Genomic DNA, 21,866 nt, shown 5'->3' with positions numbered 1-21,866 from the left:
CGTTCATGCAATCTCCTGCGGAAAGTACTTCTGCACACAGCGGATCGGATTGGGCGCAGCTTGCCCGAGTCCGCAAATCGACGCATCCCCCATGACCTGCGCAAGGTCTTCCAGCGTGTCGTTGTCCCACGTGCGGGCCTGCATCAGGGCGGCGGCCTTGGCCGTGCCGACGCGGCAGGGCGTGCATTGGCCGCAGCTTTCATGCTCGAAGAAGCGCATCACGTTCAGGGCCGCATCGCGGGCACGGTCGTGCTGGCTCAGCACCATGACCGCGGCCGAGCCGATGAAGCAGCCATGCGGCTGCAGCGTATCGAAGTCCAGCGGGATATCGTTCATGCGCGCGGGCAGGATGCCGCCCGAGGCGCCGCCGGGCAGGTATGCATGCAGGGTGTGCCCGTCCAGCATGCCGCCGCAGTATTCGTCGATGAGTTCCTGCACTGTGATGCCAGCGGGTGCGAGCTTCACGCCGGGCAGCTTCACCCGACCGCTCACGCTGAAGGAGCGCAGGCCCTTGCGGCCATGGCGACCGAAGCCGGCAAACCATTGCGGGCCCCTCTGGACGATGTCGCGCACCCAGTAGAGCGTCTCGAAGTTGTGTTCCAGCGTGGGCCGGCCGAACAGTCCGACCTGCGCGATGTAGGGCGGGCGCATGCGCGGCTCGCCCCTCTTGCCCTCGATGCTTTCGATCATCGCGGACTCTTCGCCGCAGATGTACGCGCCGGCGCCGCGCCGCAATTCGATCGTCGGCAGGTGGCACGGCGGGTCGGCCTGCAACGCGGCCAGTTCCTGCTGGAGCAGGCGGCGGCAATCGTGGTATTCGTCGCGAAGGTAGATGTAGCAGGCTCCGATGCCGACAACCCGCGCCGCGATCAGCAAGCCTTCGAGGAAGCGATGCGGATCGCGCTCCAGGTAGGTGCGGTCCTTGAAGGTGCCGGGTTCGCCCTCGTCGATGTTGATCGCCATGAGCTTGGGTGCAGGCTGGTCGCGGACGATGCGCCACTTGCGCCCGGCCGGAAAACCCGCGCCGCCCAGGCCACGCAGGCCGGAATCTTCCATGGCCTTGACGATCGCCTCGGCATCCTGCTGCCCGCTGTCCAGCGCGGCAGCGAGGGCATAGCCGCCGTGGGCGCGGTAGGTAGCGTAGTCGGTGTGGGGCGGGATGGCGTCGATCGCTTGCGGCGGCGGTGAAACGCCCTGCTCCGCCAGCGCGGCCGGGTCGAAGTGGATCGCCGTTTTGGCGGGCCGGGCCGGCGCCGGTGTCGCGCCCTGGACGCGTTCCACCGCCAGCAGCACGGTGCTGGTCGTGGCCAGCGGCACCGCGCCCTGATCCACCAGCGCAGCGGGCGCCTGCTCGCAGCGCCCGATGCAAGGCACTGGAATCACGCGCACATCGCCATGCCCGGCGGCGCCCAGCAAACGCGGCAAACGCGTCAGCAGCTCACCCGCGCCGGCCAGCTCGCAGGACAGGCTGTCGCAGACCCGCACCGTCAGTCCGGGCGCCTGCTCGTCGCCGCGCAGCACTTCGAAGTGGTGATAGAAGGTCGCGACCTCGTAGACCTCGGCCATCGGGATCTTCATCTCGGCGGCCAGCGCCACCAGGTGGCTGTCGTGCAGGCCACGGTGCGCGTCGTTGAGGATGTGCAGGTACTCGATCAGCAGGTCGCGCGGGTGCCCGCCATCCGGCCGCGGCCCGATGAGTTCGCGCACGCGTTGCAGCGCGCCCTCCTCGGGCTGCCGGCCCTTGAGCTTGCTCTTGCGGCGGATGCGATCACGCAACTCGTCGGGCGTGGCGAGCGGGATCGCCCTGGGTTCTGCCTGGGTGGCTGGGTGTTGCATGTGCCTCGCCTTGCCAGCCACCATGGCCAGCGCTTGTCTCTCGGACCAGTCTATCCATCTATCGAGCTTCTGGACATCGCCGTTGCGGGGCGCACCCGGCAGACCCTTGTGGCGCTTGTCCAGACGCTACCTGGCGATTCCGTGTCGATGTGGCTCAGCCTGCTCGACTCGACCCGCAGGGCCGCGCCGGGCGCGTCCCTTCCCTCGGGGGCGGAAGGTGTGAAGATTCCGTAGCGAGGCCGTCAACGCCGGGTCGAGGCACGGAGCCGTACTCCAGCGCCGCGACAACGCAGTTGCGGCGCAGGCTGACAACTGCGCGCAGCGTCCGTCATGCCGGAGCCAACACCGCAGACCCGGGATTGGCGGCCGCGCAGGAATATTCGCACCTTCAGCTGAAGAACTTCGCGGCGCTGATCAAGGTGCGGTAGACGCCCCAGGCCAGCGGAATGCCGACCGCCGCCCAGGCCAGCAGCGTCACGAGCGGGCTGACGCTGCCCGTCGCACCGCTCAGGGCCGAGCCCGCTTCGGAGGCCGCAGCCCGCTCATGGGCCAGCCGCTTTTCATTGGCGAGTTCCGCATCGCTCATGAAGTGCTTGTCAGCCACCGGGCGCACCATCAGGTTGCAGATCAGGCCGATCACCAGCATGCCGACCAGGATGTACATGGTCTGGTTGTAGACCTGTTCGCGCGGGATGCCGAGGCCGAGCTGGTATTCGCGCATGTAGTTCACCACCACCGGCCCCAGGATGCCCGCCGTGGCCCAGGCCGTCAGCAGGCGGCCGTGGATCGCGCCCACCATCTGCGTGCCGAACAGGTCGGCCAGGTAGGCCGGCACCGTTGCGAAGCCGCCGCCGTACATCGACAGGATGATGCAGACCGCGCCGACGAACAGCAGCTTGCTGCCCGCCGCGGCCGATCCGGGGATGCTGGCGTAGAGGATGCCGCCGAGGATGAAGAAGATCGTGTAGGTCAGCTTGCGACCGAGCTTGTCCGACAGGCTGGCCCAGAAGAAGCGGCCGCCGATGTTGAACAGCGACAGCAGGGCCGCGAAGCCGCCTGCCACCGTCGCGATGGCCGCGAGTTGCGTCTTGTCGAGTTCACCGAATTTCTTCGCGACGCCGATCAGGTTGCCGCCGAACACTTCCTGCAGCATCGGCGAGGCCATGCCGATCACGCCGATGCCGGCGCTGACGTTCATGCAAAGCACCATCCACACCAGCCAGAACTGAGGAATGCCCCAGACCTTCGACACGTGCACGTGGCGCTGCGTGATCATGGCGTTGGTGTTCTGCGCCACCGGCGGCGTCCAGCCTTCCGGCTTCCAGCCCGTGGCCGGCACCCGGTAGCCGAAGGCGCCCCCGAGCATGAACACGAAGTAGATCAGCGCCATCGCCACGAAGGTCTGCATCACGCCGACGTCGGTGGGGGTGGAGAAGTACTTCATCAGGTCCACTGCCAGCGGCGAGCCGATCATCGCGCCGCCACCAAAGCCCATGATGGCCATGCCGGTCGCCATGCCGCGGCGGTCCGGGAACCACTTGATCAGCGTGCTCACTGGCGAGATGTAGCCCAGCCCCAGGCCGATGCCGCCGATCACGCCGGAGCCCAGGATCATCATCCAGAACTGGTGCGTGTGAATGCCCAGCGCCGAGATCAGCATCCCGCCGCACCAGCACACCGCCGACACCACGCCGGCCTTGCGCGGGCCGGCATGCTCGAGCCAGCCACCCCACAGCGCGGCCGCGCAACCGAGGAACACGAAGAACAGCGTGTACATCCAGCCCAGCGTGGCCACGTGCCAGTCGCAGCCCGTGGCGAACAGTTCCGCGAAGAAGCTCATGTCCTTCGGGCAGGCGGCGCCCGCGCCGGCCGCGGTGAGCTGCTTGGAAAGCGGCAGCCAGAACACGGAGAAGCCGTAGGCCATGCCGATGCACAAGTGGATCGCGAGCGCCGCCGGTGGCACAAGCCATCGGTTGAAGCCCGGGCCCGCGATGATGCGCGCCTTGTCCAGAAGGCCGGGCTCGCCGCCCGTCATGCCATTGCCGCGATCTCCTTCGAGAACGCCTGCGGAAGAACCTGCCATGTCGATACTCCTGTTGTCTTCAAGCCGCTGCTCGCAACGGCGCCGTGAAAGCATTCTTGTAACAGATTGTTTAAGAAAAGTTCACCACGAGACTCATTCAATAAACAAACGGGCAGGTGCGCAATAGGGTGTTGTAAGCAGACTCCCCAAGGCAATTCCACGCGCAGCGGCCCCGTTGCAGGGTGACCGCGAGCTGACGCGATCACGACCCGTGTGTTTCTGAAACAACACTTGTGTCGTGAAACTGGGCGGCGTTTTTGTCCCTCCCCGCCGCGAGCGTGGGACGGCGGGCCGGGCACCGCCTGCTCTTCGGGCCTCTCAGGTGTTCTTGCTGATCGTGATGGTCGGAAACTTCGCCGAGAAGTCCTTCGCCTTCTCCGCGATCCCCACCGCCACGCGCCGCGCGATGTCCTTGTAGATCGCGGCCACCGGGCCGTCCGGGTCAGCCGCCACCGTGGGCGTGCCGCTGTCGGCCTGCAGACGGATGCTGATGTCCAGCGGCAGCGCGCCGAGGTAGTCCATGTTGTATTGCGCGGCCATCTTCTTGCCACCTTCCGCGCCGAAGATGTGCTCCACATGGCCGCAGTTCGAGCAGACGTGCACGGCCATGTTCTCGACGATGCCGAGGATGGGCACGCCCACTTTCTCGAACATCTTGATGCCCTTCTTCGCGTCGAGCAGCGCGATGTCCTGCGGCGTCGTCACGATCACCGCGCCCGTCATCGGCACGCGCTGCGACAACGTGAGCTGGATGTCGCCGGTGCCGGGCGGCAGGTCGACGATGAGGTAGTCGAGGTCCTTCCAGTTGGTCTGGCGGAGCAACTGCTCCAGCGCCTGCGTGGCCATCGGGCCGCGCCAGATCATGGCTTCGTCCTGGTCGACCAGGAAGCCGATCGACATGACCTGCACGCCGTGGTTCTCCATCGGCATCATCGTCTTGCCGTCTTCGCTGGAAGGGCGGCCCTGGATGCCGAGCATCATCGGCAGGCTCGGTCCGTAGATGTCGGCGTCGAGCAGACCCACGCTGGCGCCCTCGGCCGCCAGCGCCAACGCCAGGTTGGCCGCGGTCGTGCTCTTGCCGACGCCGCCCTTGCCAGAAGCCACGGCGATGATGTTCTTCACACCGGGCAGCAATTGCACGCCCCGCTGGACCGCATGCGAAAGCACTCGCGTCTGGATGTTGACCGACACATTGCCCACGCCCGGCACGCTGCGCGCAGCGTCGACCAATGCCTTGCGCAGGGACGCATGCTGGCTGCGCGCCGGATAGCCCAGCTCCACGTCGAACGAGACGTCGCTCCCCTCGATCTGCAGGTTCTTCAGCGCGCGCGTGCTGACGAAATCCTTGCCCGTGTTCGGGTCCTGGACCGACTGCAGCGCCGCAGTCAGTTCCCCTTGCGTAAGTGCCATTGCTCAAACTCCTGAATGGCGGATAGTCTAGTGGCGCTCGTATGCCCTCTGAATCGCCCGCCCAAACAAGTGCCGCCGCGCCTATCCAACAACTTGCATCGCCCCCTTCCACCGGCCTGCTCATGACGGGCGGCGGCGCGCGCGCCGCCTACCAGGTCGGCGTGCTCCAGGGCATTGCCAGGATCCGCCGCAGCGCAGGCGCCAAGCAGGGGCCGAACCCCTTTCCGATCATCGCCGGCACCTCCGCCGGCGCCGTCAACGCAGCCGCCCTCGCCTGCGGCGCGGACGACTTCGACGTTGCGGTGCGCCGCATCGCGGAGGTCTGGCGCAACGTGCGGGCCGAGCAGGTCTACAAGGCCGACACGCTCGCGCTGCTGGGCAGCGGCGCGCGCTGGCGCCTGGTGCTGGGGCTCGGCCGCTTCGTCGCGACGGTGCTGCGCATCAAGCCGCGCTCCCTGCTCGACAACGCACCGCTGGCCGCATTGCTGAAACGCATGGTGCCGCTGGAGCGCCTGCCCGAATTGATGCGCGCAGGTCATTTGCAGGCGCTGGCCGTGACCGGGTCCAGCTACAGCTCGGGCGAGCACGTGACCTTCTACGAGTCGGCCACGCCGACGCAAGCCTGGGTGCGATCGCAGCGGCTCGCGATGCCCTGCACCATCTCGCACGAACACCTGCTGGCGTCATCGGCCATCCCCTTTGTGTTCCCGGCCGCGGCGCTGAAGATGCACAACCACGTCGAGTACTTCGGCGACGGCTCGATGCGGCAGACCGCCCCCATCTCGCCGACCATCCACCTCGGCGCCACACGCGTCCTCGTGATCGGCGCCGGCCGCATGACCGAGCCGCGCGAACAACTCCCACCCAACACCCTGACCGGCTACCCCTCGCTCGCGCAGATCGCGGGGCATGCCATGTCCAGCATCTTCCTGGACGCACTGGGCGTGGACGTCGAGCGCTTGCGCCGCATCAACAACACCCTGGCGCTGATTCCACCCGAGTTGCGCGCCCGGAGCGCGCTGCGCCCGCTCGAGCTGCTGGTGATCTCACCGTCAGAGCGCATCGACGCGATCGCCGCGCGCCACGCGGACGCCCTGCCCGGCCCGGTGAGACGATTGTTCGGCGGCCTGGGTGCCGGCGGCTCGCGCGACGTGAAGGGTTCAGCGCTTGCGAGCTACCTGCTGTTCGAGCCCGGCTTCACGCGCGAGCTGATGGCCTTGGGCCGCGCCGACACGCTGCGCCAGCGGCATGAAGTCCTGCGCTTCTTTGATTGGGCTCAGTAACTGTTGCGGCCGATGCCGAAATAGCTGACGCCCGCCTCCCGCATCGTCTCCGGCTCGTACAGATTGCGCCCGTCGAAGATCACCGGCGCCTTCATCACCGCCTTGAGCCGCTCCAGGTTGGGGCTGCGATACGCCTTCCACTCGGTCACGATGACCAGTGCGTCGGCACCTTCCAGCGCGGCCATCGGGTCGATCGCAAATTCGATCTGCTCGATGCAGGCGGGTGCGTCGGCAAAGTCCAGCGGCAGCACGCGTTTCATTTCGTGCACCGCCACCGGATCGTGCGCCACGATGCGCGCACCGGCGCGCGCCAGCGCACCCAGCAGCACCCGGCTGGGCGCCTCGCGCATGTCGTCGGTGTTGGGCTTGAAGGCCAGCCCCCAAACCGCGAAGGTCTTGCCGTGCAGGTCGTTGCCGAAGCGCTCGAGGATCTTGCGCACGAGGACGTGCTTCTGCGCGTCGTTGACCGCCTCGACCGACTCCAGCACCTGCAGCCGCTGCCCGTACTCGCCCGCGGAACGCATCAGTGCCTGCACGTCTTTCGGGAAGCAGCTGCCGCCATAGCCCGTGCCGGCATACAGGAAGCTGTAGCCGATGCGCGGGTCGGAGCCGATGCCCTGGCGCACCATCTCGATGTCGGCGCCCACCTTGTCGGCCAGGTTGGCCAGTTCGTTCATGAAGCTGATGCGTGTGGCCAGCATCGCGTTGGCCGCGTACTTGGTGAACTCGGCCGACTTCACGTTCATCACGCGCATGCGCTCGTGGTTGCGGTTGAAGGGCGCGTACAGCTTGCGCATGGCGGCGAGCGCGTCGCGGCCGTCCTCGTTGTCGTCCACGCCCAGCACGATGCGGTCGGGTCGCATGAAGTCCTCGACCGCCGCGCCTTCTTTCAGGAACTCCGGGTTGCTGACGACGGCAAAGCGCTGGTCGGCCAGGCCGCGCTTTTCCAGTTCTTCGCGGATGGCCGCGCCGACCCTTTCCGCGGTGCCCACGGGCACGGTCGACTTGTCGACGATGACCTTGAAGCCGTTCATGTGACGGCCGATGCTGCGCGCGGCGGCCAGCACGTATTTCAGGTCGGCGCTGCCGTCTTCGTCAGGTGGCGTACCGACCGCGATGAACTGCACGTCGCCATGCGCAACCGCGGCTTCGACGTCGGTCGAGAAGGTCAGGCGCTTGGCGGCCACGTTCGAATGCACGAGGTCGGCCAGGCCGGGCTCGTAGATGGGAATGCCGCCACTGTTGAGCGTCTGGATCTTGACCGGATCGAGGTCGAGGCAGAAGACGTGATTGCCGAGGTCGGCCAGGCACACGCCGGTGACGAGCCCGACATAGCCGGTGCCGATGATGGTGATGTTCATGAATGCAATGGTTGAGCGCAGGCAGCGCAACATGCATATTGTGAAACGCCTGCAACCTGCGTTACCGCGTAGGCAATGTTTTGGGGATCGACGCCGGCTGGGCCACCTGCGACCCGCCGATGCGCTTCCGGGTCGTCGCGAGCCTCGTGGGGCCAGATCTGGACTGCGGCCTCGTCTACATCGGGCGCCGAACGCATCGGCGCCAAATTCAGGCTTGAGAGGCCCCCAAGACCGGGCGGTGCCCGGCCCGCCCCCGCGGGGGATTCAGCCGGGATGGCGAAGCCACATCGACTCAAGAGATCAGGACTGCGCCGTCTCGTCGGCGAAGCGCCGCCGCTGGCGGATTGGCCGCGCCGGATTGCCCGAATACACAGTCCAGGGTTCCAGCTTGCCGAACACAACGGCGCGCGCACCGACCACCGCCCCTTCACCGATGCGCGCGCCCGGGCCGACGAAGGCCTCGGCCGCGACCCAGGCGTGGGCGCCGATGGTGATGGGCTTGGCCTCCAGCTGGAACAAGGGCGTGTCGAAGTCGTGGGTGCCGGCGCACAGGTGAGCGCCTTGCGAAACCAGCGCCTTGCGCCCGACGGTGATCGTGCCCATCGAATAGACGTTCACGCCGGGCCCGATGATCGCGCCCTCGTGCATTTCGAGATTGGCCGGATACCAGACCTTGGCGCTGCCGCGCACGTCGCTGCCGGGCGCCATCCTGGCCCCGAAGGCACGCAGCAGAAAGCGGCGCCAGGGGTGCAACTGGCGCGGCGTCCAGCCGGCGCCCAGTCGCCAGACCGGAATCCAGACCGCGCGCAGCAACCGGTTGCCAAGGGAGAAACTCGGGCCGCCGTTGGCGAGCCCCGATTTGCGGGCGTCAAGAATGGTCACGGGAAGGGAGGCCAGGAAGACCGGGTGTAGTTCGAAGGTTCAGGAAGGCCTATTGTTTGCGCAATCTCCTGCACGGCGCCAGCGACCAACCGGCATAGCCGAAGGGTCAGTCGCCAAGTATTTCGCCGAGCGGTTGCAAATCTTCGACCCGGTCGCACACCGCCTTCACGACCATCATGATCGGGATGCCGAGCAGCAGTCCCCACACGCCCCACAGCCAGCCCCAGAAGATCACGCCCACGAACACCGCCACGGCGTTCATGCTGCTGCTGCGGCTGGTGAGCCAAGGCGTCAGCAGGTTGCCGACCAGGGTGTGGATCACCAGCGAGATGCCGCCTACCAGCAATGCCATGTCGACCGTGTTGAACTGCATGAATGCGACCAGCGCCGACAGCGCCATCATGATGATCGAGCCGATGTACGGAATGAGATTGGTCACCGCGGCGATGATTCCCCACACGGCCGCGTTCTGCATGCCAAGGGCCCAGAACGACAGCCAGGTCGCCACGCCCACGATGGCACTGGTGAGGATCTGCACCAGCAGATAGCGCTCGATATGGCCGGTGATGTCGTCCAGCACATGCACGGTGATCTTCTTCTTTTGCAGGCTGGGCCCGGTGATCTTGACCAGCTTGCGGCGGAATGTGTCGCCCGAGGCGAGCGCAAAGAAGGTCAGGAAGGCCACCAGCGTGAGCTGCCCTGCCGCGCCCAGAATGCCCAGCGTGCCGGTCAACAGGTAGTCGCGCACATTGATCGCCGGCTTTTCGACCACGACCCGCGCTACGCCCCTCTGGGCCGCAGTCTTGGCCGAACTCTCGCTGGCGGCCTGCTCGAGCTGTGTCGCGGCCTGCTGCACGTTGTCGAGCGTGCCCGGGCGTACCGGGCCATGCGGGCGCACCGCCAGGCGCAGCTTCTGGGCGGCGACCGGGAGCGAATCCAGCAATTCACCCGCGCTGTCCGCCAGCGAATAGACCGTGGCGCCGAACGCGCCCCCGATGGCCAGCAACACCAGTCCGGCTCCCAAGGCTCGGTGCACATGCCAGCGCGCCAGCCGCTCGACCACAGGCGCCAGCGCATAGGTCAGCAGCAGGCTCAGCATGAGCGGGATGAACACGGCCGAAGCCCAGTGCAGCGTGAAAACCGTTGCCAGCACGACCAGCACGACCAGCGACGCGCTGCGAACGTCGACCGGCATGTGCAGCATGATCCGATCCTGCGCAGGCTCGATCGGCTCGACTGATTCGAGCGACTCGATGAGATTGGGCAAGGGCTCCTCTGCAGGATCCGCCTTCACGGACGGCCCGGGGCGCTCCGGCACCGGCAGTGCGCTCATCGCAAGTCCTTGAGCGCGTCGCGCACCACCGCCAGTTGCCGCCGCGACACCACCACCGGCTCGGCAATGCCGCGCAGCCGCAGCGCCCAGCCGTCGATGTCCTCGCCGTCGTCGTATTTCTCCAGCGCCCGCATCGCCGAGCGCGCGACCAGCGCATTGCGGTGGACGCGCACGAACCGGTCGGGGTAGCGCTCCTCGATCTCGGCCAGGCTGGCGTCATAGATGTGGCTGCGCGAGGGCGTGCGCACCGTGAGGTACTTGAACTCGGACTTGAGATACACGACCTCCGCCACCGGCACCCGTTCGGCCCGGCCGCGGTCCTGGATCAGGAACACCTCTTCGTTCGGGTCCGGCAGCGCGGCCCGCTTTTCCTTGAGGTAGCGCTCGGCTTTCTGCAGCGCCTGCTGCAGGCGCTCGGCGCGCACCGGCTTGGTAAGGTAATCGACCGCGTCCAGTTCGAAGGCGGTGACCGCGTGTCCCGCATGCGCCGTCACGAAGACGATGGCCGGCGCATCGGCCCGATTGCGCAACAGCCGCGCGAACTCGGTGCCATCGACGCCCGGCATGTGGATGTCGAGCAGCACGAGGTCGGTGGGCGACTCTTCGAGGCGCTGTTCCGCTTCCTTGGCCTGCGCGGCCTCGCCGATCACATCGGCGGCCGGCGCGTCGCATTCGGCCAGCAAGGTGCGCAGGCGCGAGCGCGCCAGCGGTTCATCATCGACGATCAAGGTACGCAACGCGCTCATCAATCAATTGCCCTTCATGACTTGGCCGGGATGTCTATTCGCACCCTGTAGCTCCCCTGATCCACGCCCGCTCGAAACTGCGCCTGCACATCGTGCAACAGCCGCAGCCGGTCGCGCACATTCGCCAGCGCGATGCCGTGGCCGCGCGGCAACGGTTCGTCGGCCCACCGCAATGGCGGCAGGCTGTTGATGACCTCGATCACCACCATGCCGCCGCGCCGCTCGGTCCGGATGCGCAGCGTGGCGCCCTCGGGGCTGGGCTCCACGCCATGCTTCACGGCGTTCTCCACCAGCGGCTGCAGCAGCAGCGGGGGCAGTTTCGCCCCGCTTGCGTTGGGGTCGATCTGCCAGTTGATGCGAAGGCGTTCGCCGAAGCGCACCTGCTCGATGGCAAGGTAGCGCTCGGCCAGGGCAATCTCGTCGGCCAGCGTCACGGCCTCGTTCGGGTCGGCCAGCGCGCGGCGGAAGAGTTCGGCCAGGTCTTCCAGCATGGTCTCGGCCTTGGCAGGCTCCTCGCGTACCAAGGCGATGGCGGAGTTGAGCGTATTGAAGAGGAAGTGCGGGCGAATGCGGGCCTGCAGTTCCTCGAGCCGCGCCGTGGTGGCCGCCGGCGTGCGGCCACGGGCGCGCAGGACCAGTACCGTGATCGCGACGCCCGCCAACAGGGTGCCGGCCAGGCCGCTCGCAAGCCACGGCGCCACCGGCAGCACGCCCGTCAGCCGCAGCAGCCCGCAGCCGTAAAGCGCCGACAGCGCACCCAGCAACAAGCCGATCGAATACTGGGCAAGCCGCGGCAAGCGGGCCAGCAGTTTCTTCAAGGAGCACGCCAGGATCAACCAGAGCAACGAGCCCGGCAAGGCCCCTCCGGTGATCGTTGCAAGCAACCCGAGCCATTCCTGCGGGCTCGTCGCCACGAACATGGCGCCCACCGCGACCACCGCCTCCACGAACAGCACCACCCGGAAAACCGTGCCCACCTGGCAGGCGTCGAACAGCACCACGCGCGGCACCGCGGGCGCGCGACTTTGCGGCGAAGACCCGCTCGAAGGGGCCGCCGTTGGGCTGGCCGAAGGTGCGGCCGATAAAATCGACAGGTTGCGCATCACTGATACATGGCGTGACAACCATTATTGCCTCCACCTGCCCGCCATGACCCAAAACCAACTCGACAAGAAATCCGAAGCCTGGTCCGCCCTGTTCTCCGAACCGATGAGCGACCTGGTCAAACGCTACACCTCCAGTGTCGGCTTTGACCAACGCCTTTGGCAGGCGGATATCGAGGGTTCGCTGGCGCATGCCGGCATGCTCGCCGCAAAGAAGATCATCAGCGCGCAGGACCACGCCGCAATCGAACGCGGGATGAAGCAGATTCGTGAAGAGATCGAAGCCGGCAAGTTCGAGTGGAAGCTGGACCTGGAAGACGTCCACCTCAACATCGAGGCGCGCCTGACCCAGCTGGTCGGCGATGCCGGTAAGCGCTTGCACACCGGCCGCAGCCGCAACGACCAGGTAGCAACCGACGTGCGCCTGTGGTTGCGCGGCGAGATCGACCTGATCACCGACCTGCTGGGCGACCTGCAGAAGGCGCTGGTCGACATCGCCGACAAGAACGTCGAAGTGATCCTGCCAGGCTTCACGCATCTGCAGGTGGCCCAGCCGGTGAGCTTCGGGCACCACATGCTGGCCTATGTCGAGATGTTCGCACGCGACGCCGAACGCATGGCCGACGTGCGCAAGCGCCTGAACCGCCTGCCGCTGGGCGCCGCGGCGCTGGCTGGCACGAGCTATCCGCTGGACCGCGAAATGGTCGCGAAGACACTGGGCATGGACGGCGTCTGCCAGAACAGCCTCGATGCGGTGAGCGACCGCGATTTCGCGATCGAATTCACCTCGGCCGCTTCGTTGGCCATGATCCACATCAGCCGCTTCAGCGAGGAACTGATCCTCTGGATGAGCCAGAACTTCAGCTTCATCCAGATCGCCGACCGCTTCACGACCGGCAGTTCGATCATGCCGCAGAAGAAGAATCCGGACGTGCCCGAACTGGCACGCGGCAAGACCGGTCGCGTGGTCGGTAACCTGATGGGCCTGATCACCTTGATGAAGGGCCAGCCGCTGGCCTACAACAAGGACAACCAGGAGGACAAGGAGCCGCTGTTCGACACGGTCGATACGCTGAAGGACACGCTGCGCATCTTTGCCGAGATGGTCGGCGGCATCACGGTCAAGCCCGAAGCGATGGAAAAGGCCGCGCTGCGCGGCTATGCCACAGCGACCGACTTGGCCGACTACATGGTGAAGAAGGGCCTGCCCTTCCGCGACGCGCACGAGGCCGTGGCGCATGCCGTGAAGGCCGCGATCTCGCACAACGTCGATTTGTCGGAACTGCCGCTGAAGGTGCTGCAGGAGTTCAATCCGAAGATCGAGAAGGACGTGTACGAGGTGCTGAGCCTGCGCGGCTCGCTGAATGCGCGCAACACGCTGGGTGGGACGGCGCCGGCGCAGGTGCGGGCGCAGATTGCGCGGCATCGTCAGCGGTTGGGGTAGTTCGCTTGTTGGTTGCAGGGGGCGATTTCGTTCCCACTGCGGAGAGCGCCCGGCATGCCAAGCGCGCTGGTCGCCTTCACTGTGCCGGCCCCTTCGGGGCTCCCCTGCGGTGCTCGTCATTCGCGGGGTCTGGCTCGAACTCGCTACGCTGCGCTCCGCTCAGACAATCGCCAGCCCTGATCCGCGAACGACTGTGCTCCTCGGCGGCACAGAGGCGGCGCCCATCGCGCTCGGCATACCGGGCTTAGTTGATCGAAGGTCGGTATGCCCCGCAACGCAAAGTCAACCGGCCGGCCAGTTCACTTTGCTCGAACGCGCGGCCGCTCGTCGGGACGAGAAATCGGTGATGGGCGATGACCCAAGGGAAACGGCAAGCGAGCCAGTGACGGCTACAGACCTCACACCCTCCGTCGGGGTTGCACGATCGGCTTGGTCGGCTCGTACGCCTTGAGTCCCTCGTCGGCAGTCAATATTTGCACATGAAAGCGAGCAGTTGCGTAGTACTCGGCAACGGCCTTGATAGTCGCGTCGCCGATGCTCATTGACGCGGCTGCAAGTGGTGGCCAATCGTTCGCGAGAGACCGAAGCGCATCTGTATCCCAAAGCACCGATTGTTCGCTGAATGCGGCCCACGGGCTTTTGGAATCCGCAGCTGCGGCAAGATGCTGGCCCAACTTGGACGCAAGCGCAAACCGGTCGCCAGTGCACTGGGCAATGTGGTTGCCAGTTTCGATCAAGGTCGCGATCGGCAGCACGAACGTACTTCCCTGTGCTTCTTCAGCCTTCAATAGAGCATCGATCCGTGCATGATCCCAAAGATCGGCAGCCGGACCTGCGGTGTCCTTTCCGGGTACCCGCAGCCAACAGCAGAGGACCGACGTATCCAATACCAGCACGCGGCTAGCCATTGCTGTTCTCTACCGACTCAGCAAAATCGAATGCCTGTTGAAATGATTTTTCAATCAGGCCCTTACTGGACAGGCGCCCGAGAGTTCCTTGAGCGAGAAGTTTCGGCAGCTGTTTAATGTCTTCCAGAAGAGTGAGTTCGCTGTTGCCGGTCCTTGCATCACGGTGAGCCACGGTGATGAACGCGACCATACTTGGCCCCATCGCATCAAGAAGAGCGGGATTGTGCGTGGTGGCTAGGACGTCGACCTTTCTTTGCGCTCCAACGGTCTTAAGCACGTCGAGCAGCATGTTCGCCCTTGACGGATGTAGGCCGTTGTCCACCTCTTCGATAACAAGTAGGCTACCTGCCGGGCGCGTCAGCAGCGCGGTCAGTATCGCCAGGAAACGCAACGTGCCGTCTGACATTCCACGGGCATCGACAGTCGGCGGCGCACCGTGCCCAATCCAGTTCTCTTCGCTGTACAACATTGCATCGGAATTAAACTTGCCGACGGTCTCCGCGTACACACGTTGAATGTCGCGTTCAGGGAGTTTGCTGGCGTAACGGGTCAGTACCTCTTCAATTTCTTGCTGCTTGGGTGCGGGCAGAGCGGCAATGACCCCCGCGATATTCTTGGCATCAGAGTCTAGTTTGTCTGCAAGCGGCGAGTACCCGCGCATATGGGAAGGGATCGGATCTAGGATGAATATCTCGCGCAGCGAACCCACCACTTCGCCAATCCCGTCCTGAATTTCCTGCCGAAGCTTTTGGCCGACCAATTGAAAAAGGAGCGGCTGGGTCCTACCTAGTTCGCGACGTGTGCCCTGCTTCTCGTTATAAAGACGAGCGACTATCGTAGGAGCAGACTCAGCGCACGGATCAGTGCGAAAGAGCTTAATGGTTCCCACAGCTGATCGTCGCCTGCCATCCTTACCTGGCCGATACCTCGTGCGGAATAGCTGCTCAGCAGCAACTTCGCAACGCGAATCGGCGATACGACATTCCAGTCGATAGTGATAGTCCGTCAATTCGTCAGCACGGCATACGGCGGAAAGGGCAAAGAGGGAGCCTGGTCGCCGCGCAGCCCACTCCACGCCACCCCGCAGGGCCGACAACGCCCCGTCTCCCTGTAGTGCAGACGTTAGCAATGCACCCCCAGCAATTCGATTCAGAAAGGCCAAGGCGTCTAGCGCGTTGGATTTCCCGCTGGCGTTAGTGCCAATGATCACCGTTAGTGGGTCAAGCTGAAGTTCTGAACGTTCGTAGCTCTTCCAGTCCTCAAGTTCAAGCTTCGTGATCATGGTATTTCGACTTAGTTTGCTCGTTCAGCAGGCCGCACGCCTTTATCGCAGAGCGCGAATGCCGATATCAACGGCTGGTGGATCAGGCAAGTCTACTTGGAGGCTCGCATTAACATGCAGCACAGCATGGCGTTGCACGGTGGTTGAACGCTTAGAACGACAAGAAGGGGCAAGTCGGAGAGCGGCGGGATATGTCAGACTTCCGATCGCCAGTCGTATCGAGAATGTCTTGTTGCGTTGCCTCTCTCAAAGGGGTCGCTTTAACTGGAGTTTTTGCGATCGGGACACGCCATCATCAGTTCAGGTTGTCGGTCGATGCGTGCGGCGAGGGACCGAATTGCTGTCCAGCAGCGTGCTCTCTGCCATGACCGATACGTTGCGCAGGCACCCTTCACCTGCTGCGCTCGAACGCTTCATTCCGTTGGCACGCGAAGGAGCAGTCATACATTGGATTTGTACGAACAAACACCCCTGGAGCCCGGCATGCGGTGCGCGCTGGGCGCCGCCTCTGTGCCGCCGAAGCGCGCAGCGTTTGGCGGATCAGGGCCACATGCTGTTTGAGCGAAGCGAGTTCATGTGGACCCCGCCGAACGCGAGCACTGCAGGGGAGCCGCGAAGCGGCCGGCACAGTGAAGCCGCCCGGTGCGCACCGCATGCCGGGCGGACTCCGAAGCGTGCGCGAACAGTCGCTTCAGGTACCCAGGTGGACGTTCCGACTGGACCGCCCCAGCGACTACGCGTCCACCGTGCTGAGCGCCATCGCCGCCGCCGCCCGCGACGAGGCCACCAATCCGAAGTATTCCGACATGGCTGCAGCAGCGCCATCCGCATCCCGCGCGCGCAGGCATGACAACACCTGCCAGCGCAATGGCGTCAGGGCCGGCAGATAGATGGTTGGCGCTTGCGAACGGGCGAGGTGCTCCGACACCGTGTACTCGAGGATGGTGGTCAGCGACTGCGCAACCACGGCCAGCATCTCGTTGTGCGCCGCCGTCGTCAGTTGCTTGAAGAAGGTGATGGCAGCCTCCGTTCGATGCACCATGTCGCCATCCGCGGCGTAGAGGTCCAGCGCACGAAGGTTCTGCTCGATGGCCTCGAAGTCCGCCGGCTGCGCGGCTTCGCAGGCCAGCCGAACCAGGCTGACATGCACGGCCGCACGCGCCTGCACCAGTTCCGCCTCTGAATCGTTGCTCTTGACCGCAAGCGCCCGCAGCGACTGAGCCAGCATCATGTAGGCGCCCTTGTAGAAGACCAGCGCATCCTCGTCGCTGCTCTGCTCGAAGTCCTGCACCTGGCCGATGAAGACGACGTGGTCCCCCGCCTCGTGCCGGGCGAACACGCTGCACTGGAAGTTGGCGATGCAATCGTCGAGCACCGGCGAGCCGCCCCAGCCCGCGGCGTAAGGCACGCCGTCGAACTTTTCGGCCATGGTCTTGCTGCTGCTCGCGAAACGACCGGACAAGCCGTCCTGCCGGTGCGACAGCACGTTGATCGTGAACTGCTCGGTCTGCCGGAAGATGTCGATCGACTTGCTGTTGTTGCGCAGGCTCCAGAGCACCAGCGGCGGGTCCAGCGAAACGGAGCTGAAGGAGTTGCAGGTCAGTCCGACGGGCTGGTCCTGCGCATCGGACGTGGTGATGACGGCGACGCCGGTCGGGAAGCAGCCGAGGGCGTGTCGGAAGCTCTTGGCGGTGGGGTCTTGTTGCGTTGTGCTCATGTCTTGTCTCCAGGGGATCGGTCCTGGAAAGTCTAGGAGCAGCCCCCGAAAGAGAAGCGCATAGCAGTTATCGCGGATCGGTCGCGGGCGGCTCCGATGGCGGCTTGCGAAGCTGCCAGACCTCGGTCTCCAGCAGGCGGTCGACGTCCTCGCGGATGTAGCGGAACAACTGCTTCATGGCCTTGGTCGCGGGCCGTTTGGTCGACATGGCCACCGACAGCACGCTGGGCACGGTCGGGTTGACGATGGGTCGCGCACCCAGCAAGCCTTGCGACACGTGGTACGACACCGAACCGAAGGGCAGGAAGGTGTACGCATAGCCTTCCTCGGCGAAGCGGATGAGGGAATGGATGCCCTCGACCTCCAACGCGATGTTCGGTTGCACCGAGATCAGCGCCGCCGCCGAATCGATCACGTCTCGCAGGCCGTGCAGGGGACTGGGCAGCACCAGCGGCAACTTCAAGGCCTCGGCCAGGTCGATGGGCTCGTCCGACTGCAGCGCGCCCTGCCCGGCGGCGCCGACCAGCATCAGCTCGTCCTCGAACAGCGTCTCCAGCGCCAGCTTGGCCCGCTTGGGCGCGTTGTAGACCACCGCCACATCGACCTGGCCGGTGATCAGCCATTCGAGGACGTAGCCGCTGATGGCGTCGCGCACGCGCAGCGACACCTCCGGGAAGTCCTGCCTGAAGCGCGCCACGAGCGGCACCAGCAGCGTCTCCGCCAGCATCGGCGGGATGCCCAGCACCACGCTGCCCGCAGTGGTCTTGCGCAAGGCCTGCATGTCGCGCACGGCGACGTCCGCGCGATCCACGATGTCGGTGGCCGAGCCGAGGAAGCGCTCCCCGGCCTCGGTCAGCGTGACCCCATGCCCGGTGCGGCGCAACAAGGGCAGCCCCAACTCCTCCTCCAGCAGTTGCAGTTGCCGGGTCAGCGCCGACTGCGTGACGCCGACAGAGACCGATGCCCGCGACAGGCTCTCGGCGGAGGCGATGGCGATGAAGTAGCGGAGTTGGCGCAGGTCCATTGCGGCCTTCGGGTGTTGGTCCTGGCCCGCATGGTAGGGCCTGCGGGCGATTTTCGGCATCGGACGCATACCTGTTATCCGTTGTCGCGCCCCACCCCATCGACAGATAGTTGCCGCTCCCATACAAGAACTTCGAGCCATGAACACAACGAGAGACACGAATTTACCGAAGGAAGTCCGACTGCTGTCGGTGACTTCCATCCTCGGCTACGGCTTCCCCGAATCCGCGTTGCAGGCCGGCATGGCCCGCGACCCCGACCTCATCGGCGCGGACGCCGGCAGCACCGATCCCGGTCCCTACTACCTCGGGGCAGGCAAGGCCTTCTGCTCACGCCTGTCCATCAAGCGGGACACCCGACTGATGCTGCTGGCGGCCGTTCCACGCGGCATCCCGGTATTGATCAGCACGGCGGGCGGCGCCGGTGGCGAACCGCACCTGCAGTTCATGGCCGAACTGGTGCGGGAAATCGCCCGCGAGGAAAAGCTCGACTTCAAGCTCGCGCTGATCCATGCCGAACAAGACCCCGGATTCATCAAGCGCCAACTGGCAGACGGCAAGGTGAAGTCCGCCTCCAAGCGCCCGCCGCTGACGGACGAACAGGTCGACCGCGCCGAGCGCATCGTGGGCCTGATGGGCCCAGAGCCCTACATCCGTGCGCTGGACGACGGCGCCCAGGTCATCCTGGCCGGGCGCAGCACCGACCCCGCCCCCTGGGCCGCCGGCGTGCTGCGCGGCGGCCTTCCGCCGGCCGTGGCCTGGTACGCCGGCAAGATGCTCGAATGCGGCGCCGAGCCGGCCGCGCCCAAGCGCGACGGCTGCCTGCTGGCACGCGTGTTCGAGGACCATGTGGACCTGGAGCCGACCAATCCTGAGCAGGCCTGCACCCGCCTGTCGGTGGCCAATTTCGCGCTGCACGAGAACCCCAGCGCGATCCACCACCACGAACCCGGCGGCATGCTGGACACCTCCGCCTGCAAGTTCGAGCAACTGACTGACCGCATCGTGCGGGTCAGCGGCATGCAATGGAAGCCAGCGGACGTCTACACCATCAAGATGGAAGGCGTCGAGCGTGTCGGCTATCGCGCCATCGCCATGTGCGCCACCCGCGATCCGGTGCTGATCCGCGACATCGACGACTACCTGGTGCGGGTGCGTGCGATCGTCGACGAGAAGACCCGCAACTTCGGCGTGCCCGAAGGCGGCTACAAGCTGGCGATCCGCTGCTACGGCCTCAACGGCGTGATGGGCGAGCGCGAGACGGTCACCACCACCACGGCTCATGAGCTCAGCTTCATTCTGGAGGCGATGGCGCCGACGCAGGAAGTGGCGAATGCGGTGATCGCCATCTCGCGCACCACCATCCTGCATGCCGACTTTCCGGGGCGCTTGTGCAAGGAAGGAAACATGGGCATCCCCTTCTCGCCGGCCGACGTGGAACTGGGCGCGTCCTACGAGTTCAGCGTCTATCACATCGTCGACGCGGAAGACCCCTACCACCTGTTCCCGATCGAACACGCCCACGTGAAAGGCATGCAAGCATGACCCGCATCCGAGACCTCGCCAGCGTCTGCAAGAGCAAGAACGCCGGCCCCTTCGAGCTGACCATCGACGTCATCTTCGGCTCCGACGAACTGTTCGAGCGGGTGCAGTCCACCGGCATCCTCAATGCCGCGCTGTTCGCCAGGCTCTACCGCGTGGAGGAGTCGCAGGTGCTGTTCATGCCCTATGCCCCGGCACGCGCCTTCAAGGCGACGCTGCCCCGTTTGATCCCGGCCGGCGCCTTCGGCGACAGCGACGTCTACGGCGCGCAGCAACACGCGCCGTTGCTCGAAGTCGACATCCCCGACTGAAGCGCCGCCCATCGACTACCAAGGAGACAACCCAATGACCCAAGACCGCAAGATCAGCCTCATCGGTTTCATGCAGGCGCAGAACTGTTCGACCTACCCCGGCAGTTGGCGCCATGTCGCCACCGACCCCGGCTACCTCACGCCCGAGTACTACCAGAACATCGCGCGCGTGCTGGAACAGGGCATGTTCGACATGGCTTTCTTCGACGACCGGCTGGCCATGCCCGACATCTACTCCGGCGACCATGCGCAGACGGTGGCGGCCGGCGTGCGTGCGATCAAGCTCGACCCGCTGGTGGTGCTGTCGGCCATGGCCGCGGTGACCACCCGGCTCGGCCTGGGCGCAACCTACTCCACCACCTACTACGAGCCGTACCACGTGGCCCGCACCTTCGCGACCTTCGACCTCATGAGCAAAGGACGCGCTGCATGGAACGTGGTCACTTCGCTCAACGATTCGGAAGCCGCCAACTTCGGCCACGCCGAGCACCTGGAACACGACCTGCGCTACGACCGCGCCGACGAGTTCCTGGAGACCACGCTGGGCCACTGGGACACCTGGCAGGAGGGCGCGCTGGTCAACGACAAGGAGACCGGCGAGTTCGCGCACCCCGACAAGGTCAAGCGCCTCGACCATCGCGGCGACTTCTTCAATTCGCGCGGGCCGTTCACCGTGCCGCGCTCGGTGCAAGGTCAGCCGGTGCTGATCCAGGCCGGGCAGAGCGGCCGCGGCCGCGCCTTCGCGGCGCGCTGGGGCGAGCTGATCTTCGTGGTCTATCCCAACCTGGCCATGGCCAGGAAGCAGTACGCCGAGATGAAGGGCGCCATCGCCGAGGCCGGCCGCGACCCGGCCAAGGTGCGCATCGCGACCGCCTGCCACGTGGTGGTCGGCGAGACCGACGAGATCGCCCGCAAGAAATTCGAGTACATCGACTCGCTGGCCCAACCCATCGACGGCCTGGCGCTGATCTGCGAAGTGCTCAACACCGACTTCGCCACCCGCGACATGGACGAGCCCTTCTCCGATGAGGACATGGCCGCCATCTCGGGCTGGCAGACCTTCCGCGACCGCGTCGTCACGCTGTCGGGCAAGAAGAATCCGTCGGTGCGCGACTTCGTGGACTTCTCCAAACGCGCCCGGGTGAACGAGTTCAACGTGTTCATCGGTTCGCCGAAGACGGTGGCCGACGAGATGGAGAAGTGGTTCACCGAAGGCGGTTGCGACGGCTTCGTGCTCTCGCCCACCCACATGCCCGGCAGCTACGAGGACTTCGTGCGCATGGTGGTGCCGGAGTTGCAGCGCCGTGGACTGGTCCGCACGGAATACGAGACGACCACGCTGCGCGGCCATCTCGGCCTGGAAGCGCCGAAAAGCGGCGACTGGAAGCGCCTCAGCGGGCCGGAATCGAAGGCGGCGGCGGACAAGGGTGTCAAGGCGGTTGCTGCCGCATGAAGTCGTGCGCCCCTGCCTTCCCGTAGAGCGGGGCGTCGAACGCCCAGCCGGCCAGGTCGCGACCTGGCCCCTCACGCCCCATCAACAGCCGCAACGCTTCGAGCGCTCGCGGCTGTTGGCGGGGCCTATTTTTTTACCGACAAGTCATGC

General features: G+C 65.6%; 17 protein-coding genes. 5 read left to right on the top strand and 12 right to left on the bottom strand.

Going from position 1 to position 21,866, the window contains the following annotated elements; translation table 11 throughout:
- Nucleotides 1–3: 3 nt before the first annotated feature.
- The 3 genes from HCU76_RS00990 to apbC form a co-directional block, all read right to left on the bottom strand.
- Nucleotides 4–1,836 carry an NADH-ubiquinone oxidoreductase-F iron-sulfur binding region domain-containing protein gene (locus HCU76_RS00990; protein ID WP_213955289.1) on the bottom strand — a complete coding sequence of 611 codons (1,833 nt, stop codon included), beginning with the start codon at nt 1,834–1,836 and terminating at the stop codon, nt 4–6.
- A gap of 388 nt (nt 1,837–2,224) precedes the next feature.
- Nucleotides 2,225–3,871, bottom strand: a complete 1,647-nt coding sequence (locus tag HCU76_RS00985) for an OFA family MFS transporter (protein WP_256353942.1) — start codon at nt 3,869–3,871, stop codon at nt 2,225–2,227.
- 366 nt (nt 3,872–4,237) lie between these two features.
- Nucleotides 4,238–5,329: an iron-sulfur cluster carrier protein ApbC gene (apbC, locus tag HCU76_RS00980; protein WP_218508197.1), complete on the bottom strand. Its 1,092-nt coding sequence runs from the start codon at nt 5,327–5,329 to the stop codon at nt 4,238–4,240.
- Nucleotides 5,330–5,370: 41 nt separating this feature from the next.
- Here apbC and HCU76_RS00975 point away from each other — a divergent pair, with 41 nt between their 5' ends.
- Entirely contained in the window at nt 5,371–6,612 is a 1,242-nt protein-coding gene (locus HCU76_RS00975) for a patatin-like phospholipase family protein (protein WP_218508196.1), read from the top strand.
- Here HCU76_RS00975 and HCU76_RS00970 read toward each other — a convergent pair.
- The 5 genes from HCU76_RS00970 to HCU76_RS00950 all read right to left on the bottom strand — a co-directional run bounded on the left by HCU76_RS00970 (nt 6,606) and on the right by HCU76_RS00950 (nt 12,037).
- Complete coding sequence (locus HCU76_RS00970; protein WP_218508195.1) at nt 6,606–7,973, bottom strand: UDP-glucose/GDP-mannose dehydrogenase family protein; 1,368 nt, start codon at nt 7,971–7,973, stop codon at nt 6,606–6,608. The two genes, HCU76_RS00975 and HCU76_RS00970, sit on opposite strands and share 7 nt — an antisense overlap.
- Nucleotides 7,974–8,273: 300 nt before the next feature.
- Nucleotides 8,274–8,855, bottom strand: coding sequence for a putative colanic acid biosynthesis acetyltransferase (locus HCU76_RS00965; protein ID WP_345944671.1), 582 nt, complete (start codon nt 8,853–8,855; stop codon nt 8,274–8,276).
- A 106-nt stretch (nt 8,856–8,961) separates the two neighbouring features.
- Nucleotides 8,962–10,188: an AI-2E family transporter gene (locus HCU76_RS00960; RefSeq protein ID WP_213955284.1), complete on the bottom strand. Its 1,227-nt coding sequence runs from the start codon at nt 10,186–10,188 to the stop codon at nt 8,962–8,964.
- A complete protein-coding gene (locus HCU76_RS00955) occupies nt 10,185–10,934 on the bottom strand; it encodes a LytTR family DNA-binding domain-containing protein (protein ID WP_218508194.1) in 750 nt (249 codons plus the stop codon). Before HCU76_RS00955 ends, HCU76_RS00960 begins: the two co-directional genes overlap by 4 nt.
- 14 nt (nt 10,935–10,948) lie before the next feature.
- Nucleotides 10,949–12,037, bottom strand: a complete 1,089-nt coding sequence (locus HCU76_RS00950) for a sensor histidine kinase (protein WP_218508193.1) — start codon at nt 12,035–12,037, stop codon at nt 10,949–10,951.
- Between the two features lie 46 nt (nt 12,038–12,083).
- Between HCU76_RS00950 and argH the strand changes: the two genes are divergently transcribed.
- Nucleotides 12,084–13,481: an argininosuccinate lyase gene (gene argH / locus HCU76_RS00945; RefSeq protein ID WP_218508192.1), complete on the top strand. Its 1,398-nt coding sequence runs from the start codon at nt 12,084–12,086 to the stop codon at nt 13,479–13,481.
- 398 nt (nt 13,482–13,879) lie between these two features.
- Here argH and HCU76_RS00940 read toward each other — a convergent pair whose 3' ends face one another.
- From HCU76_RS00940 to HCU76_RS00925, 4 genes are all read right to left on the bottom strand, one after another.
- Complete coding sequence (locus HCU76_RS00940) at nt 13,880–14,389, bottom strand: hypothetical protein (RefSeq protein ID WP_213955280.1); 510 nt, start codon at nt 14,387–14,389, stop codon at nt 13,880–13,882.
- Nucleotides 14,382–15,671, bottom strand: a complete 1,290-nt coding sequence (locus HCU76_RS00935) for an AAA family ATPase (protein ID WP_213955279.1) — start codon at nt 15,669–15,671, stop codon at nt 14,382–14,384. Before HCU76_RS00935 ends, HCU76_RS00940 begins: the two co-directional genes overlap by 8 nt.
- A gap of 733 nt (nt 15,672–16,404) precedes the next feature.
- Nucleotides 16,405–17,388, bottom strand: coding sequence for a flavin reductase (locus HCU76_RS00930; RefSeq protein WP_218508191.1), 984 nt, complete (start codon nt 17,386–17,388; stop codon nt 16,405–16,407).
- Between the two features lie 67 nt (nt 17,389–17,455).
- Nucleotides 17,456–18,472 carry a LysR substrate-binding domain-containing protein gene (locus tag HCU76_RS00925; protein ID WP_213955277.1) on the bottom strand — a complete coding sequence of 339 codons (1,017 nt, stop codon included), beginning with the start codon at nt 18,470–18,472 and terminating at the stop codon, nt 17,456–17,458.
- Nucleotides 18,473–18,551: 79 nt separating this feature from the next.
- On the opposite strand from HCU76_RS00925, the gene HCU76_RS00920 reads away from it, so the two are divergent.
- The 3 genes from HCU76_RS00920 to HCU76_RS00910 are packed head-to-tail and all read left to right on the top strand — an operon-like array spanning nt 18,552 to nt 21,716.
- Nucleotides 18,552–19,955, top strand: coding sequence for an acyclic terpene utilization AtuA family protein (locus tag HCU76_RS00920; protein ID WP_213955276.1), 1,404 nt, complete (start codon nt 18,552–18,554; stop codon nt 19,953–19,955).
- Nucleotides 19,952–20,263, top strand: coding sequence for a DUF4387 domain-containing protein (locus tag HCU76_RS00915; protein WP_213955275.1), 312 nt, complete (start codon nt 19,952–19,954; stop codon nt 20,261–20,263). The genes HCU76_RS00920 and HCU76_RS00915 overlap by 4 nt, the downstream gene beginning before the upstream one ends.
- Nucleotides 20,264–20,297: 34 nt before the next feature.
- Nucleotides 20,298–21,716 (top strand): LLM class flavin-dependent oxidoreductase, encoded by a 1,419-nt coding sequence (locus HCU76_RS00910; RefSeq protein WP_218508190.1) that lies wholly within the window; start codon nt 20,298–20,300, stop codon nt 21,714–21,716.
- Nucleotides 21,717–21,866 lie beyond the last annotated feature (150 nt).

The organism is Variovorax sp. dw_308, from assembly GCF_019207085.1.
GTDB lineage: Bacteria > Pseudomonadota > Gammaproteobacteria > Burkholderiales > Burkholderiaceae_C > Variovorax.
The sequence above is the reverse complement of the archived record's forward strand: the minus strand, read 5'-3'. Positions and strand labels throughout refer to the sequence as shown.

What these genes read in the sequence shown, in the direction of transcription:
- HCU76_RS00990 (WP_213955289.1), bottom strand. Translation starts at nt 1,836, where the DNA reads ATGCAACACCCAGCCACCCAGGCAGAACCCAGGGCGATCCCGCTCGCC.
- HCU76_RS00985 (WP_256353942.1), bottom strand. Translation starts at nt 3,871, where the DNA reads ATGACGGGCGGCGAGCCCGGCCTTCTGGACAAGGCGCGCATCATCGCG.
- apbC (WP_218508197.1), bottom strand. Translation starts at nt 5,329, where the DNA reads ATGGCACTTACGCAAGGGGAACTGACTGCGGCGCTGCAGTCGGTCCAG.
- HCU76_RS00975 (WP_218508196.1), top strand. Translation starts at nt 5,371, where the DNA reads ATGCCCTCTGAATCGCCCGCCCAAACAAGTGCCGCCGCGCCTATCCAA.
- HCU76_RS00970 (WP_218508195.1), bottom strand. Translation starts at nt 7,973, where the DNA reads ATGAACATCACCATCATCGGCACCGGCTATGTCGGGCTCGTCACCGGC.
- HCU76_RS00960 (WP_213955284.1), bottom strand. Translation starts at nt 10,188, where the DNA reads ATGAGCGCACTGCCGGTGCCGGAGCGCCCCGGGCCGTCCGTGAAGGCG.
- HCU76_RS00955 (WP_218508194.1), bottom strand. Translation starts at nt 10,934, where the DNA reads ATGAGCGCGTTGCGTACCTTGATCGTCGATGATGAACCGCTGGCGCGC.
- HCU76_RS00950 (WP_218508193.1), bottom strand. Translation starts at nt 12,037, where the DNA reads ATGCGCAACCTGTCGATTTTATCGGCCGCACCTTCGGCCAGCCCAACG.
- argH (WP_218508192.1), top strand. Translation starts at nt 12,084, where the DNA reads ATGACCCAAAACCAACTCGACAAGAAATCCGAAGCCTGGTCCGCCCTG.
- HCU76_RS00940 (WP_213955280.1), bottom strand. Translation starts at nt 14,389, where the DNA reads ATGGCTAGCCGCGTGCTGGTATTGGATACGTCGGTCCTCTGCTGTTGG.
- HCU76_RS00935 (WP_213955279.1), bottom strand. Translation starts at nt 15,671, where the DNA reads ATGATCACGAAGCTTGAACTTGAGGACTGGAAGAGCTACGAACGTTCA.
- HCU76_RS00930 (WP_218508191.1), bottom strand. Translation starts at nt 17,388, where the DNA reads ATGAGCACAACGCAACAAGACCCCACCGCCAAGAGCTTCCGACACGCC.
- HCU76_RS00925 (WP_213955277.1), bottom strand. Translation starts at nt 18,472, where the DNA reads ATGCCGAAAATCGCCCGCAGGCCCTACCATGCGGGCCAGGACCAACAC.
- HCU76_RS00920 (WP_213955276.1), top strand. Translation starts at nt 18,552, where the DNA reads ATGAACACAACGAGAGACACGAATTTACCGAAGGAAGTCCGACTGCTG.
- HCU76_RS00915 (WP_213955275.1), top strand. Translation starts at nt 19,952, where the DNA reads ATGACCCGCATCCGAGACCTCGCCAGCGTCTGCAAGAGCAAGAACGCC.
- HCU76_RS00910 (WP_218508190.1), top strand. Translation starts at nt 20,298, where the DNA reads ATGACCCAAGACCGCAAGATCAGCCTCATCGGTTTCATGCAGGCGCAG.